Here is a 15,246-nt window from a genome sequence, read left to right on the forward strand (position 1 = left end):
TTTCGTTAATGCTCTTACTGTAAAATACCTTTTTAGAAGATTTGCACTTTCATAAGGATTACACAGTACGATGCAACCTATATCTAGATTGTCCATGACAGCAGCGTTTGTGTCTCTAATATCTCTACAGATTGGCGCAGCATTTGCCAAAACTATTTTTCCTTCGGTTGGCCCTGAAGGTGTTGCGGCATTACGCATTGGTATCACCGCGCTGATTCTCTACCTAATGTTTCGACCTTGGTCATTGAAGGTTGAACGTTCATACTGGCCCAGTATAGTCATGTATGGAGCAATGATTGGAATAATGAACATTCTGATTTACCGTGCCTTTCTTTATATTCCCATTGGCATAGCGATATCGATAGAAGTACTTGGTCCATTGGGTGCGGCGTTACTTTCAAAAAAGCGCAAGTCAGATGTTATGTGGGTGCTAATTGCTTTAATCGGCGTATTTCTGCTGCCATACGGACAGTCTGGTTTTACCCTGAATGCGATGGGCGTTTTCTATGCTGCTTTAGCGGCTATTAGCTGGGGTATTTATATCAGTTGTGCCAGCAAAGTTTCTAATTTAGGAGCCAACGGAGTAGCAATAGGGGTAAGTATCGCTTCTATATTTGTTGTCCCTATTGGTTTTACTCAGGCTGGTCTAGCTCTGCTCAAGCCTGAAATTTTAGCCGTAGGATTAATTATTGCGATTTTATCGAGTGCTTTACCGTTTCTGCTAGATATGTATGCGCTCAAAAGACTGCCAAAAAGCCTCTTTGGTATATTAATGAGTGCGTCGCCGGCGGTTAGTGCAATAGCTGGTTGGATAATACTAGGTGAAGCGTTAAGTTCCATTCAATGGACAGGGATTTTAGCCATTAGCATTGCTTGTATTGGAGCAACCTTACCTGCGTATACATCAATTAAGCCGACCTATAGAAAGTTACCTGAAGGGTAGATTCCGTCCAAAGCAGTTAAGAAAGTGCTGTCCAAAAAGTCTGACTTTAACCTCTCTCATACTCCTCAACGTCTTTATAGTCATGGATAGTACGGTATAGCTACTCACGATATGCTGATCTTCTAAATTCAAGGCATTACAATATCTTACGCGCAGCTTTAACTCAACTCCTCTAATCAAGCTTAGGCGGATGATGTAACTAACGTATACACTAATAGAACCATTTCATTAAATCGAAAGGCCCGTCAGGGCCTTATTATTTTCTATTGAGCCAGTTCGCTTTCTTTGACATCAGCGAAGGGTGCAAGAATACCACTATCAAACTCACGTAGCGTTTTGCCACTTTTAACTCTCTCAGGCCAGTCAGGATTTGCAAGAGCGCTTTTGCCGATAGCGATATAATCTGCGCCTAGTTTTAGTACCTTATCTGACTTCTCCGCATCATCCGTACCGCCATTGGCTATAATAATCAGTTTAGGTGCTACGTTACGAGCAATTTCTACCAGTGAGTACGGACTATCTTCAAATGCCGGTCGCCAAGCCTCGTACTCTGTAATGTGAACATAATCCACACCTGAGATAGCCAAAAGTGAAAATACTTTTTCAGCGCCTTCTTTTCCTTCTTTCCATTTATGGTGGAAGTCATTCACTTTTGCCTGTGAAATTCGAATACCCACAACAGCACTTGGTCCAACAGACTGACGTACGGCATGAATGACCTCAAGAATCAGTGATAAGCGTGAAGCAATATCACCTCCCCAGTGGTCACCGCGTTGATTGGTATAGTCCGTGAAGAACTGGTCAAGTAGATAGCCGTTGGCACCATGAATCTCAACGCCATCAAATCCAGCTTCATTGACAGCGCGTGACGCCGCCACTGCGAAACTGCGGATAATGTCCTGAATATTGTCTTCTGACAGTTCTAATGGCACATTGTAATCACCTTTACCGTGATAAAATTCTAGCTGCTTACCTTTTGGTTGAATGGCAGAAGGCGCGACTGTATGCGAACGGTAGATATTTCCTTGAGAAAGTGCACCAGAATGTTGAATCTGAGCGATCACTTTACTTCCATTCATGTGCAAGCTTTCAGTGATCGTACGCCATCCTTGCACTTGCTCATCATTGATAAGGCCAGCCTGACAGTCATAAGTCTGTGACCACTCATCGTCAATATAAATACCTTCAGTAATCACTGCGCCAAAGCCTCCTTTAGCAAAACGCGTGTAATAACGCTGCATCCTCTCACCAGGCACGCCAGTCTTAGAAGCTGATATACGCGTCATTGGGGCAACTACCAGGCGATTTTCAAGGGCAAGCTGATTGATACGACCGGATTTAAAAGCAAGTAAGTCAGACATAATAAGAATCCTTTTTTCAGTTATTAGTTTATAAAATGATTATAATGGGTGTACACCCGCTTAAAAACAGGCTAAGACGATACGCCTGTATAACGGATTTCGTTATAAATGAATTTAAAAGATATTAATGCTTTTCTGATGACATCACAGACTCATAGCCTCACTCAAACTGCTAGACGGCTAAATACCACACCGATGACGATTTCTCGTCGTTTGGCTTCTCTTGAGAAAGAGCTTGGTAAACGTCTATTGCATCGCACCACGAGAGCAGTGGCGCTGACTGATGAAGGTGAAGAGTTTCTTCCGTATGCTCAAGCGATGGCAGAAGCCGAACGTGGCGCACTCAGTCTATTTTCTCCAGAAAGAAAAGGTGCAGTAGGTCAGCTTCGCATTACGTCACCTTCAGGGTTTGGGCGACGAACCATCATGCCAGTGCTTTCTACGCTGCTGGATGACAATCCCGATTTGAATGTTGAGCTGCATCTTAGTGATAACATCACTGATATTGTAGGACTAGGTTTTGATGTGGCTATTCGCATCGCGCCACTGCGTGATTCACGGCTTATCGCACATAAGTTATCCGATAATCAGCGTGTATTATGTGCCTCTCCCGAATATTTACAGCGCTGTGGTACTCCAAAATGTATGGCAGATCTTGCAAATCACAGCTGCCTTCGCTTAACGAGTGTTTTTCAATGGACTTTTATGACAGATGGCCAGCCAACCAGTGTTACTATTGATGGTCGCTTTAGTAGTAGCCATGTTGAAGGTGTTAGAACGCTGTGTAAATCTGGCGCTGGGCTTGCACAGCTAACAGAGTGGGATGTTCGTGAAGAGTTAAGGTCAGGAGAGCTGGTATCATTACAACTTGAGGATGTCAGTCCGCAGAATCTGGCTGTCTGGGCTGTTTTTCCAACAACCAAGTATTTACCAGTCAGGGTTACTGTCTTTTTAGAGGCACTTAAACATGAGATGTGGAGTCAGATGTAGTAGCATTTACTGTAATCATAGAAGATGAACGAGCACGTACCAATTTGATTAGAATGATTAGCTGAACTTTTTACTTACTGTCTAATCGAGTTAGTAATCATACAATCCTTATACAACATGAATAATTTGATGCCTGTATAGCGCATCGGTCATGAATAAAATATGTACGGCAGGTACACCGCCTCGTACAATTTGACTATTTCAGTGAGCAAAGCCTTCGCAATCATTAACTTATAGCAAAAATTTCAAGTCCTAACTAGGGAACCGAACCAGTTAAAATGCCTGACTGGTTCGCCATAGGTATACCCCAAGGGAACTAGACATTTCGCCCTTAAAATCTATTAACAGACCACTTAAAACAGACTGCTATAATGGAACCACCTATACTAGGTCACGTTTGATAATTTATAAATAGATATTGCTGATACCAGTATTGTCTAATCCTGCGAAACAAACCTTGCTAAGGCACCGACCGACTTATGTAAAAGGTCTATTAGTAAGTGACCTGTCTGCCATCTCATTTGCCATTATTAATGCTTGGTATAAGCTGGTGGCACTCGCACCGCCACGTCCTGCCAAATCAAGCGCCGTGCCATGATCGACCGAGGTGCGGATATAAGGCAGACCTAAGGTTAAGTTGACCGTATCGCCAAATCCATGCGACTTGAGTACAGGCAATCCTTGATCATGATACATAGCAATCACTGCATCACAGTTTGCCAAGTGTCTGGACGTAAATAAGGTATCAGCAGGCATTGCCTCTGATATATCTACGCCAGCATTGATGAACTCACGTAGCACAGGATTGATAATCTCTATCTCCTCACTCCCCAGATGACCGCCCTCGCCTGCATGTGGATTGAGACCGCAAACCAAAATGCGTGGCTGCGTCAAGCCAAATTTTTCACGCAAGTCATCGATGACAATTTGTACCGTTTGGCGTACGTTTTCTGCAGTGATAGCAGCAGGAATGTCTTTGAGCGGTAAATGGGTAGTCACAAGCGCGACTTTCATGGCTTGATTGGCCAGCATCATGACCACTTTTTCACAGCCGCTTTGCTGCATAAAAAACTCGGTATGACCGCTAAACATCGTGCCATCCGGCAGTTTGATACCCGCATCTATCAACGCTGATTTTTGTAATGGTCCTGTGACAATTGCTGCCACAGTTTGATTTGTCGCAAGTTTATGGGCAATCTCTAACTGTTTTGCTACCATCGCTGAGTTACTAATATCAATCTGCCCAGAAGACACGGGTGCAGCACAAGATACATTTAGCAGAATAAAGGCACTGTCTGCATTAGCGGCTTGCTGTGAGATCTGATTTGTTAAAAATTCAGCGTCTAAACTATCAACATCTATATTTGCATCTATGGTTTGCCAAGATGGGCAGCTTTTGAATACACCAGCCGCAATAAGCTCATCTGCGCGTGTTTGCATGGCGGTAGCATCAGCCGTTACCCACATTGGACGCAAAAAATCTTGCAAATTATTTTCAGCTGCCAGTAGCAACACAACATCCATACCAATACCAGCAGGTTCACCTGTGGTCAACAAGAGCGGTCGTTTTTCCTGATTATCATTGTGTTTTTTTTTCATATAAGTCACCGATTTTATTGTATTTTTAGTCGTAATATCATTGTCATGTTTACTGCTTTGAGCCATTATTTGACGACACCAAATCCAGAGAATTTTGTCATCAGAACCATCAAGATGTTTATAATGTGATAGAATTTCGCTTCTGATTGTAGCATTTACTCAGGCATGCTGAGACTCCATTTTGATACTTCTGTTGTAGTAATCAAACTTGTGGGTTGTGCGCTATTATCGATCCATTCTAGTCACAAACCTGTTTTATACCGACTTTTAACACATTAGGCACTCATGGCAGACACCGAAAAAACCGACGAACTACTCAATCAGACACCGCCACATAATATCGATATCGAAAAGGCATTACTTGCGTCTTTGATGAGTATTGAAGAGGCGTACGACAAGATTGCCGATATCGTCACCAAAGATGACTTTTATGCAGGGCGACATCAGTATATTTTCGATGCCATTGCTCACCTTGCAGCCGTCAATGAACCTTATGATACGGTCATGGTGCATGACTGGTTAGAAGCACAGAAGCTCTTAAAAGGTGCTGGCGGTGACAGTTATTTGGCAGATATTTTGAGCCAAAGTCCTGCGACGTTGTTTAACCTGACCGCTTATGCTCAACGCGTACGTGAGCTATCAACACTACGCCAGCTCATTACTACGGGCAATGAGATGCTAACGCTTGCTTATAACCCAAAAGATCAAACCGTCAGCGATATTTTAGACAGTGTTGAGGGCAAGATATTTAGCATTAATGAGCAACATAACAAACGTGCTGAGCAGCGTGGGCCTGTTGGGATCACCTCTGTACTGACCAACGTTATTGATAAAATACAAGAGCTAAAATCAAATCCTGATGGCATGATTGGTCTACAAACGCCATTTGTCGAGTTGAACAACAAAACACAAGGTTTGCAAGCAGGTGATTTGATCATTGTGGCTGCCCGTCCTTCTATGGGTAAAACCACTTTTGCCATGAACTTAGCAGAAGGTGTTTTATTCAATGAAGATCTGCCGGTCGTGGTATTTTCGATGGAAATGCCAGCCGAATCCATCGTCATGCGTTTGCTGTCCTCATGGGGGGCGATTAACCAGACGCATCTGCGCTCTGGGCAAATGAACGAGGATGAATGGGCAAAAATGATGAATGCCATTCAACATTTGCAATCTAAGCATTTATACATTGATGATAGTACGGCACTGCCGCCATCTGAGATGCGCTCTCGCTGCCGACGTATCGCCAAAAACCATGATGGACGTTTGGGCGCTATCGTCGTCGATTATCTACAGTTGATGAAAGTACCAAGTCTAGACGGCAACCGTGTGGGCGAGATCTCTGAGATTTCTCGTAGTTTAAAAGCGCTAGCACGTGAGCTTGAATGTCCCGTTATCGCCCTATCTCAGCTTAACCGTAGTCTAGAAAACCGTCCGAATAAACGCCCTATCATGTCGGATCTGCGAGAATCTGGTGCGATTGAGCAGGATGCCGATTTGATTATGTTCATCTATCGTGATGAGGTTTATAATGAGAACTCCGACCACAAAGGGGTGGCTGAAATCATCATTGGTAAACAGCGTAACGGCCCGATTGGTACCGTGCGATTGGGTTTTGAGGGGCAATTCACACGCTTCATCAATCTGACGCCAGAATATTATCAAGGCGTTAGTTTTGAGAATGATGAATAATATACTCAATATATACCTAGTCAGCGGCAACACTCTCGTTTGATTGTAGCCAAGAACATCTGTAAAACATAAGTTATAAACACAGCCAGTGGTGCATCAACCTCATTGATGCGCCACTGGCTTTATGCTTTCCTACTATCATTCCATAGCTCTGCTTATTTCGACATTTTGCTAATAAAGAAGGCGATTATGCGTACCATTACCATCAAACCAAAAGCCATTACTCACAACCTCAATCAGGTCAAAAAACTGGCGCCAAATGCCAAAGTTCTCGCGATGGTCAAGTCCAACGCTTATGGTCACGGGGTGGCAGCAGTACTACCAGCGTTAACGCAAGCAGATGGTATTGGCGTTGCTACCTTTACCGAGGCGTTAGAAGCGAGACAATTGGGCTGGAACAAAACCATTGGTTTGGTAGAAGGGTCGTTTACCGCCGATGAGTGGCAGCAGGCGATTGAACATGACATCAGCTGCGTGATTCATCATGTACCGCAACTGACATGGGCATTGGACAATATCCCGCCAGTTGAAAGCGCAACCAGAGTGGTGTGGCTCAAGTACAATACTGGCATGAACCGCTTAGGTTTCAATGCCAAAGGGGTTATGGCAGCAGCTAAGCGTCTGCATGAAGCAGGATACCAGCTGATATTGACCACGCATTTTGCCAATGCTGATAACCGCGACCATCCGCTAAATGCGTTACAAATACAGCGTTTTACCGATGTCCTAAATGCTTTACGAGAGAGCATTAGTGCTGATATTAAAGGCTCATTATGCAACTCAGCTGGTACCGTCAATTTTTCAGAGCATCATCATGATTGGGTACGTCCGGGTATCATCTTATATGGCAGCTCACCCGTCATTGATAAAAGCGCGCAAGAATTAGACTTACAACCTGCTATGAGTTTTAGTGCTCAAATCATAGCGCTGCAAACTGTCAATGCCAATGATGCAATAGGTTATGGTAGTCGCTGGGTGGCACAGCAAGATACTAGAACAGCGCTAGTAAGCGTGGGCTATGGAGATGGGTATCCACGTGTGGTCAGTGACGATGCTTATGTGTCTGTTATTGATAGTACAAATAACCAAAGCTACCGGTGCGCTGTGATTGGACGTGTGGCCATGGACATGATCGTCATTGATGTCAGCACTGTACCAGAGGACGCCCATCTGTTAGATAGTCAGGTATTGCTGTGGGGAGATGCGCCGCACATTGATGAAGTAGCCGTACATGCTGACACCATCAGCTATGAGTTATTGTGCCGTGTAACAATGCGACCAAGACGCATACAAGTATAATGGTCGCAAGGAAATGACAAATGAATGGTCTACTTAAGTGACTTATCATTCAGCGTAAATTGAACATTTACATTGGAAGTAATTACGCTATACTAAAAGTTTGTTGTCACCCCAGCATATGCACTAATGCGATGCTATTGAAGACTGATAACGTTTCACTGACTGCGATCGACTGCTAGGATTACTATGAGTTTGCGCCATTTTTTGACCTTATCTGATTTAACCAAACAAGAACTAGAAACCCTGATCAAACGCGCGAGCGAACTGCGTAAGATGCAACATGCGGGCGAGATATATCAGCCCTTTGTTGGACGTACGCTTGGTATGATTTTTGAAAAATCTTCTACCCGCACGCGCATATCTTTTGAGACTGGTATGGGTCAATTTGGCGGTAATGCTATCTTTTTATCGCCAAACGATACCCAACTTGGGCGCGGTGAGCCATTAGAAGATTCAGCCCGTGTCATCTCCAGTATGGTCGATATCATTATGATTCGTACCTTTGGTCACGAAAAGGTCGAAACCTTTGCTGAATACTCTAGTGTGCCTATTATTAATGCACTGACTGATGAGTTTCATCCTTGCCAGTTGCTTGCTGACATGCAGACTTACTATGAGCATCGCGGAAGTATCGAAAACAAAATCGTGACATGGGTCGGTGATGGCAACAATATGTGCTCGTCCTTTATGCAAGCCGCCAATCAGTTTGGCTTTGAGCTACGAGTGGCTGCGCCCTATGGCTTTGAGCCAGATCCAAAACTGATGGAACGCTTCTCTCATTGTGTGAGCTTGGTCGAAAACGTACAAGATGCGGCAAAAGATTCTCACTTAATCGTCACCGATGTATGGGCGAGTATGGGACAAGAATCTGAACAAAACACCCGTGCCCGCCGTTTTGCACCATATCAAGTGACGCCTTCACTATTAGATAAAGCTGATCCTGAAGTGGTGTTTATGCATTGCTTACCTGCACATCGTGGTGAAGAGATTTCTCACGATATGCTTGATGACCCTCGTTCAGTGGTGTGGGACGAGGCAGAAAACCGCTTACATGCGCAAAAAGCCTTGATGGAATTTTTATTAAAAGACAAAATCAAACTGTCTTAATAAAGCCTCTGCGCAAATCATTTATAAAATAACGCATATAAAAAAGGCAGATCACCTTGATAGTGGTCTGCCTTTTTTGTGTTTATCCAAGCGTTAACGCTCAATTAACGGAGCAGTGTTTAACGGATTAGTGTCTCAACCCCGTTACTGCTTGCCTTGAGTAGCACATCTGCTTGATTGGCGGCAAAAATACCGTTACAGACGACACCAACGATATTGTTCAACGCTTTTTCAAGCGCTACTGGATCACTGACGTCTAAATCATACGTATCAAGAATCACATTGCCATAGTCAGTGACAAAGTCTTCACGGTAGACTGGCTCACCGCCCAATTTAGCCAACTGGCGCGCCACATAAGAGCGTGCTTGTGGTAGTACTTCAATCGGTACCGGAAACGCGCGGCCTAGTGTTTCGACACTTTTGCTCGCATCAACCATGCATACAAACTTATTTGAAGCCGCCGCAACGATTTTTTCGCGAGTGAGTGCACCGCCGCCGCCCTTTATCAGTTGCAGATGCTCATTGACTTCATCAGCGCCATCAATATAAACATCAAGCGTACCCGCAAAGTTTAAATCTATGATTTCTATACCAAGCGCACGTAATTTGTCTTCCGTCACCTGCGAGCTTGCAACAGCTCCGGCAAGCTTTAGCGTCGGCAACAGCTCAATCAAACAGTTGACCGTACTACCTGTTCCTACCCCAAGTATCATATTGTCTTCAATGTAACTTAGAGCAGCCTTGGCTGCGGCTTGTTTTTGTGCTTGCTGATCACTCATCATAAATCCTTGGTAAAATAAACGTATCGTCTTAAAAGAAGTAGAAGGCTAAAAGAGATAAAATGCGCGGCTATTATAACCGATGACTTTATTGAATGTCAGCGTAATCCTTTTTCTAAATTTTAAACCAACCACAGTTTTAACTCATACTATTTTTTTTGGATTGAGTTTAAACATTTGACAAATAAGGCAACCAAAAGACTAAAGCCAGTAACGTCGCTAATAACACAGGCGGCGTGATAAGCAGTCCAATTTTCATATATTGGCCCCAGCTAATCTTATAGTCTTTTTCTGCCAATACATGCAGCCATAATAAAGTCGCCAGACTACCGATAGGTGTGAATTTTGGACCCAAATCATTACCAATCACATTGGCATATATCATCAACTCTCGAGTCGCTGCCGGTACTTGTGCGCTATCAATGGCCAATGCACCAACCAGTGTGGATGGCATATTATTCATAATAGACGCCACAATGGCAGACAAAAATCCTGTGCCTAACGTTGCTGTAATTGCGCCCTGCTGCCCCAGCCAACTTAAAATTTGAGCGCCATAATCGGTGAGTCCTGCATTTCCTAAGCCATAAACAACCAAATACATGCCGATCGAAAACAGTACAATTTGCCAAGGTGCATTACGCACGACATCACGCACGGAAACAACTGCCCCGCGACCACCTTGCCAAAAGCGACTTGCAATTGCCATCAGGAGTAAGGCCGCCGCGCCAGTGACGAGTGAGATATGTAATCCCAATGATTCAGTTGCAAAATAAGCCATCAATAATAATGCCAGCAATGGGAAAGCGGCTTTGAACACTAAAGGATCTTCGATAGCGGATTCAGGCTTGCTCAGATTGGCAATTGAATAATGCGTTGGAATATGGCGATAGTATGCAATCCACAACACTGCTAATGTTGCTATCACAGAGACGATATTGACGGGCACCATAACCGCTGCATAACGCCCAAAACCAATATCAAAATAATTGGCACTGACAATATTGACCAAATTAGACGTCACCAGTGGCAGACTTGCTGTATCGGCAATAAAGCCCGTCGCGATGATAAAAGCCAGTGCAGAGGGTGGTGAAAAATTCAAACGTAGTAGAATAGCGATAACAATCGGTGTCAAGAGTAACGCTGCACCGTCATTGGCAAAAAATGCCGATATAAACGCGCCCAAGATAACAATCATTGGAAATAGCAAACGCCCTTGCCCATTGCCCAATCTTGCCACATGTAGCGCTGCCCAACCAAAAAACCCTGCCTTATCTAAGATAAGCGAGATAATGATAAGTGCTACAAAGGTAAAGGTCGCATCCCAGACAATATCCCAAACCACGCTCACATCAGACCATTGCACCACCCCAAAAGCCAAGGCAATCAACGCCCCGCCTAATGCACTCCAACCAATGCCCAACCCTTTAGGCTGCCAAATCACCAAAACCAAAGTCACAATAAAAATAATGAGTGCAAGCATTGAACAGCCTTATTTAAGTAGACTCAATTTAGAACCGTTAATTTAGTAATGAGGTTAAATTGATTTTTGATTCACGCGGCGTGAGAGTTCCTCAGCACTTTCTACGCGTTCTGAATAGCGATCCGTTAGATACGCTGAGCGCCCACGTGTGAGCCAAGTAAACTTCACCAATTCTTCGCAAACATCCACAAGACGCAGATATAAAGGAGACATGTCCATGCGATTGTCATTGTTAAATTCTAAAAAAGCTTTGGGAATAGAAGACTGATTAGGGATAGTAATCATGCGCATCCAACGACCAAGAATCCGTAGCTGATTGACCGTATTGAAGCTTTGACTGCCACCACTCACTTGCATCACTGCCAGCGTTTTTCCTTGGGTCGGGCGTACGCCACCAAGTGATAATGGTATCCAATCGATCTGTGCTTTCATAATACTGGTCATACTGCCGTGACGTTCGGGACTTACCCAAAGCATGCCTTCTGACCACTGTGCCAGCTCTCGTAATTCTTGCACCTTGGGATGCTCGGCATCTGCATCATCTGGCAATGGTAAACCTGATGGGTCAAACATTTTGACCTCACAGCCATACCAACGCAATAAACGACTGGCTTCTTCGGCTGCCAGTTTAGAAAATGAGCGTGTGCGTAAAGACCCATACAATACTAATATCTTGGGTGGATGACGCGGATCACTTGCACCAAGCAAAGATTCAATATCAATCGGTTGTATGTGATTTGGATCAATATTGGGCAACTCGTCAAAATTGATACTCTCTAACGCTATCGACTCTAAGTCAGCCGATCCAAGGTTTGCTTTTTCTGCTTGGTTATTAAGGTTGTCCATGATGAATAACCTCTCCATCCTCTTTAGTAAAACTACTCACTGGCGTGTCCAATAGACCAAACACTCGCTCTGAAGGGCGGCACAATGCCGCGCCTTTATCCGTAACCACAATAGGACGATTGATTAAAATAGGATGAGCAATCATCGCATCAATCAACTGATCATCAGAGACACTAGCATTATCTAAACCCAGCTCCTTACAGATTGGCTCCTTGCTACGTAGCAGCTCGCGCGGAGAAAGGTTCATTTTTGCCAAAAGCTCAACCAAGTAGTCACGCGTTGGTGGTGTTTTTAGGTACTCCACCACTTCTGGCTCCTCACCTGAGGCTTTGATAATAGCTAAGGTATTACGTGAAGTACCGCAGTTAGGATTATGAAAAATCAATGGCTTCATAGCAACCTCATCTGGTTTGTGGGTGTATTTATCAAAATATATGTCAGTAATCATCTTAATGGTCTGCTTTAACCACTTCGCACCCACTCAAGCTACTGACAAGCGATGCGCACAATTCCGGATGTCCTGCACAGCAGTCTTGCAATAAAAACTGAACGACCGCTTCCATATGCGATAAAGAAGCACGATACACTATTTGACGGCTGTGTCTTTTTGAGACGACCCATCCAGCTCGTGCCAGCACAGACAAGTGCGTTGACATAGTATTGTGAGGCACGTCCAATTGACGGGCTATTTCACCCGCAGGTAAGCCACTCGGCTCTTGATTGACAAGTAACCGAAAGGCTTTTAAACGAGTGTCTTGAGAGAGCGCAGCAAAGCTGGCGATAGCAGTAGTCATTTCCATATGTCCAATAATACAGACATATTGAAATACGTCAAGTGTCTAACACGGAATTTTATTAAGTTGCGCCGCTCATTTTTACTGGTTCATTCTTAAAGCCGTCAATCATAGCAAAAAATGCAATTGTGTCTTGCAAGACAATCAAAATCAGCATAGGCTAATCTATTTCATTTTTTATATTCATTCATACTTCTTATATTCATCTACATTTTGTTTAGGAATTACTATGCTGTCACGTTGGGTAAGAGCCATTTTGCAAGCCACCGTCTATGACGTTGCTATTCAAACACCACTTGAAGCGGCACCCAAGTTGACTCAACGTTTTGCCAACGATATTCGCTTCAAACGTGAAGACTTGCAACCCGTAAAATCCTTCAAATTGCGCGGCGCTTATAACCGTATTAGCCAATTGAGCGACGAGCAAAAAGCACGTGGTGTGATTTGTGCCTCGGCTGGCAACCACGCGCAAGGGGTCGCCTATTCTGCTCGCAAGTTATCGCTTAATAACATCATCGTCATGCCAACCACCACACCAGATATCAAAGTAGATGCGGTGAAAGCACTGGGCGGTAATGTCGATTTACATGGCGATAGTTTTGATCAAGCCAATCGTTACGCAATTGAGCGTGCCGAGCGCGAAGGTCTTACTTTTATCCCGCCCTATGACGATGAGCTGGTCATTGCTGGACAAGGCACTATTGGTTTAGAGCTGACTCAGCAGTGGCGTAATATGGATTATGTCTTTGTAGCGGTAGGCGGTGGCGGTCTAATCTCAGGGGTTGCTGCGTTCTTAGGGGAAGTCGCGCCGCATGTCAAAGTCATTGCGGTAGAAGCGGATCAATCTGCCTGCTTGAAGGCAGCACTTGAAACAGGTGAGCGCGTTAAACTTGAGCAAGTCGGATTGTTTGTAGATGGTGTGGCAGTCGCGCAGATAGGCGAGCTACCTTTTGACGTGGTACGTATGCAAAAAAGTGATCGCTCAGGTCCTGTGGTCGAGCCTGAAGTCGTTACTTGTACCAATGATGAAGTTTGCGCCGCCGTCAAAGACATTTTTGAAGAAAACCGTAGCATTGTCGAACCTGCTGGTGCCTTGTCTGTGGCTGGCATGAAAAAATATATCAAAGCGAACAATCTACAAGGCAAAAACTGCGTTGGCATCGTCTGCGGTGCCAATATGAACTTCGATCGTTTGCGTTATATCGCTGAGCGTACCGAAATTGGCGAGAAAAAAGAAGCCATTTTTGGCGTGGCCATTCCTGAACAAACGGGTGCTTTCTTGAACTTCTGCCGCAGTCTACATGGACGCAACATTACTGAGTTTAATTACCGTGCTAATAGCAAAAAATCACCTGATTCTATGGAGCCAGCAGCAATCTTTGTCGGTATTGCCTTAAAAGAAGGCGAAAAAGAACGACAAACCATTAGTAATCAATTGGCAGTTGACGGCTATGAAGCTCATGACTTAACAGATGATGATATTGCCAAATCGCATATCCGTCATTTGATTGGTGGTCATGCTCATATCGAAAACGAACAGCTGCTAAAAGTAGAGTTCCCAGAGCGTCCGGGCGCTTTGCTGACGTTCTTAGAAAAATTGGGCGATGACTTTAATATCACCTTGTTTCATTATCGCAATCATGGCGCTGCTGAAGGGCGCGTTTTGGTCGGCTTGCAAGCCACTGAAAGCAACTCGCGCCAACTACAAGATGCCCTACTCGATATTGGTTATGACTGTACCATGCTAAATGACAATATCGGATATCAGCTGTTTTTGAAATAAGTACAAACGATCATCTAGCAAGTCAGTTTTTTAATGGATTAAAGAACTGACTTTGATGAATTGATAGAGAGTACTAGTTTTTAGCCCTCTCTCATTTATATTAGACATATTGATATTGGGCAGTTATGAAAAACATAATAATGGTCATAGTTTTATTAACTTTAGCGCTCTTAGCTTATAAGACCCTTCAACCTAAAACATCCATAAGTGGGTCTACAGTTGATGCTGTAATCGATATACCAACTGCCACTAATTCTCCATCTACCGATTTTAACGACATACCACCAACGTACGTTGATTCTAACCCATCTACAGCATCAGCCCCAATAGCAGAGCCAGTATTAAGTACAAAACCAGCTGCACCAAGCTTTACGTGTGATGGCAGACAACATTGCTCGCAGATGACCTCTTGCGCAGAAGCCACCTATTTTAGTAATAACTGTCCCAATACCAAAATGGATGGTAACCATGACGGTGTGCCTTGTGAGCAGCAATGGTGTAACTAGTTTTCCATATTGCACCTACTAAAAACGTACCCTTTTTATCAGAATACAGAAGGAAGAGATCGTCTTAATA

Annotated in this window: 14 protein-coding genes and 1 pseudogene; 7 read left to right on the forward strand and 8 right to left on the reverse strand. The window is 44.0% G+C overall.

From position 1 onward, the window contains the following. Positions 1 to 94 precede the first annotated feature (94 nt). A complete protein-coding gene (locus FW759_RS01385) occupies positions 95 to 943 on the forward strand; it encodes an EamA family transporter (protein ID WP_446441965.1) in 849 nt (282 codons plus the stop codon). Between the two features lie 263 nt (positions 944 to 1,206). Here FW759_RS01385 and FW759_RS01390 read toward each other — a convergent pair whose 3' ends face one another. Next, positions 1,207 to 2,304, reverse strand: a complete 1,098-nt coding sequence (locus tag FW759_RS01390; protein WP_443529618.1) for an NADH:flavin oxidoreductase — start codon at positions 2,302 to 2,304, stop codon at positions 1,207 to 1,209. Positions 2,305 to 2,412: 108 nt separating this feature from the next. Here FW759_RS01390 and FW759_RS01395 point away from each other — a divergent pair, with 108 nt between their 5' ends. Continuing rightward, entirely contained in the window at positions 2,413 to 3,294 is an 882-nt protein-coding gene (locus FW759_RS01395) for a LysR substrate-binding domain-containing protein (protein WP_443529619.1), read from the forward strand. Between the two features lie 477 nt (positions 3,295 to 3,771). Here the strand turns inward: FW759_RS01395 and pdxA are convergent, their stop codons facing one another. Then, positions 3,772 to 4,893 carry a 4-hydroxythreonine-4-phosphate dehydrogenase PdxA gene (gene pdxA / locus FW759_RS01400; protein WP_446441966.1) on the reverse strand — a complete coding sequence of 374 codons (1,122 nt, stop codon included), beginning with the start codon at positions 4,891 to 4,893 and terminating at the stop codon, positions 3,772 to 3,774. A gap of 285 nt (positions 4,894 to 5,178) precedes the next feature. On the opposite strand from pdxA, the gene dnaB reads away from it, so the two are divergent. From dnaB to argF, 3 genes are all read left to right on the forward strand, one after another. Continuing rightward, the gene (gene dnaB / locus FW759_RS01405; protein WP_062844681.1) at positions 5,179 to 6,582 is read left to right on the forward strand and encodes a replicative DNA helicase; all 1,404 of its coding nucleotides are present in this window, start codon (positions 5,179 to 5,181) and stop codon (positions 6,580 to 6,582) included. A gap of 189 nt (positions 6,583 to 6,771) precedes the next feature. Then, entirely contained in the window at positions 6,772 to 7,881 is a 1,110-nt protein-coding gene (alr, locus tag FW759_RS01410; protein WP_446441967.1) for an alanine racemase, read from the forward strand. 186 nt (positions 7,882 to 8,067) lie between these two features. Next, a complete protein-coding gene (gene argF, locus FW759_RS01415; protein WP_062844683.1) occupies positions 8,068 to 8,988 on the forward strand; it encodes an ornithine carbamoyltransferase in 921 nt (306 codons plus the stop codon). A gap of 119 nt (positions 8,989 to 9,107) precedes the next feature. Here the strand turns inward: argF and rpiA are convergent, their stop codons facing one another. The 5 genes from rpiA to FW759_RS01440 form a co-directional block, all read right to left on the reverse strand. Next, positions 9,108 to 9,767, reverse strand: coding sequence for a ribose-5-phosphate isomerase RpiA (gene rpiA / locus FW759_RS01420; RefSeq protein ID WP_446441968.1), 660 nt, complete (start codon positions 9,765 to 9,767; stop codon positions 9,108 to 9,110). A 169-nt stretch (positions 9,768 to 9,936) separates the two neighbouring features. Continuing rightward, complete coding sequence (locus tag FW759_RS01425) at positions 9,937 to 11,247, reverse strand: arsenic transporter (RefSeq protein WP_446441969.1); 1,311 nt, start codon at positions 11,245 to 11,247, stop codon at positions 9,937 to 9,939. A 54-nt stretch (positions 11,248 to 11,301) separates the two neighbouring features. Continuing rightward, positions 11,302 to 12,093, reverse strand: a complete 792-nt coding sequence (arsH, locus tag FW759_RS01430; protein WP_446441970.1) for an arsenical resistance protein ArsH — start codon at positions 12,091 to 12,093, stop codon at positions 11,302 to 11,304. Then, positions 12,080 to 12,487: an arsenate reductase (glutaredoxin) gene (gene arsC, locus FW759_RS01435; protein ID WP_062845926.1), complete on the reverse strand. Its 408-nt coding sequence runs from the start codon at positions 12,485 to 12,487 to the stop codon at positions 12,080 to 12,082. Before arsC ends, arsH begins: the two co-directional genes overlap by 14 nt. Before the next feature lie 55 nt (positions 12,488 to 12,542). Beyond that, the gene (locus FW759_RS01440; protein ID WP_228139832.1) at positions 12,543 to 12,887 is read right to left on the reverse strand and encodes an ArsR/SmtB family transcription factor; all 345 of its coding nucleotides are present in this window, start codon (positions 12,885 to 12,887) and stop codon (positions 12,543 to 12,545) included. Positions 12,888 to 13,116: 229 nt separating this feature from the next. Here FW759_RS01440 and ilvA point away from each other — a divergent pair, with 229 nt between their 5' ends. After that, positions 13,117 to 14,670 (forward strand): threonine ammonia-lyase, biosynthetic, encoded by a 1,554-nt coding sequence (gene ilvA, locus FW759_RS01445; RefSeq protein ID WP_062844687.1) that lies wholly within the window; start codon positions 13,117 to 13,119, stop codon positions 14,668 to 14,670. Positions 14,671 to 14,857: 187 nt separating this feature from the next. On the opposite strand, the gene FW759_RS01450 is transcribed toward ilvA, so the two are convergent. Further along, positions 14,858 to 15,094 (reverse strand): hypothetical protein, encoded by a 237-nt coding sequence (locus tag FW759_RS01450; protein WP_062844688.1) that lies wholly within the window; start codon positions 15,092 to 15,094, stop codon positions 14,858 to 14,860. Between FW759_RS01450 and FW759_RS01455 the strand changes: the two are divergent. Beyond that, positions 15,039 to 15,176 (forward strand): annotated as a pseudogene (locus FW759_RS01455) (excalibur calcium-binding domain-containing protein); the annotation flags it as partial. The gene FW759_RS01450 and the pseudogene FW759_RS01455 sit on opposite strands and share 56 nt — an antisense overlap. Positions 15,177 to 15,246: the final 70 nt, after the last annotated feature.

This window comes from Psychrobacter sp. 1176_08, assembly GCF_052850615.1.

Bases quoted from the DNA above. Each gene is read 5' to 3' on its own strand.
- FW759_RS01385 (WP_446441965.1), top strand. From the start codon at position 95: ATGACAGCAGCGTTTGTGTCTCTAATATCTCTACAGATTGGCGCAGCA.
- FW759_RS01390 (WP_443529618.1), bottom strand. From the start codon at position 2,304: ATGTCTGACTTACTTGCTTTTAAATCCGGTCGTATCAATCAGCTTGCC.
- FW759_RS01395 (WP_443529619.1), top strand. From the start codon at position 2,413: ATGAATTTAAAAGATATTAATGCTTTTCTGATGACATCACAGACTCAT.
- pdxA (WP_446441966.1), bottom strand. From the start codon at position 4,893: ATGAAAAAAAAACACAATGATAATCAGGAAAAACGACCGCTCTTGTTG.
- dnaB (WP_062844681.1), top strand. From the start codon at position 5,179: ATGGCAGACACCGAAAAAACCGACGAACTACTCAATCAGACACCGCCA.
- alr (WP_446441967.1), top strand. From the start codon at position 6,772: ATGCGTACCATTACCATCAAACCAAAAGCCATTACTCACAACCTCAAT.
- argF (WP_062844683.1), top strand. From the start codon at position 8,068: ATGAGTTTGCGCCATTTTTTGACCTTATCTGATTTAACCAAACAAGAA.
- rpiA (WP_446441968.1), bottom strand. From the start codon at position 9,767: ATGAGTGATCAGCAAGCACAAAAACAAGCCGCAGCCAAGGCTGCTCTA.
- FW759_RS01425 (WP_446441969.1), bottom strand. From the start codon at position 11,247: ATGCTTGCACTCATTATTTTTATTGTGACTTTGGTTTTGGTGATTTGG.
- arsH (WP_446441970.1), bottom strand. From the start codon at position 12,093: ATGGACAACCTTAATAACCAAGCAGAAAAAGCAAACCTTGGATCGGCT.
- arsC (WP_062845926.1), bottom strand. From the start codon at position 12,487: ATGAAGCCATTGATTTTTCATAATCCTAACTGCGGTACTTCACGTAAT.
- FW759_RS01440 (WP_228139832.1), bottom strand. From the start codon at position 12,887: ATGACTACTGCTATCGCCAGCTTTGCTGCGCTCTCTCAAGACACTCGT.
- ilvA (WP_062844687.1), top strand. From the start codon at position 13,117: ATGCTGTCACGTTGGGTAAGAGCCATTTTGCAAGCCACCGTCTATGAC.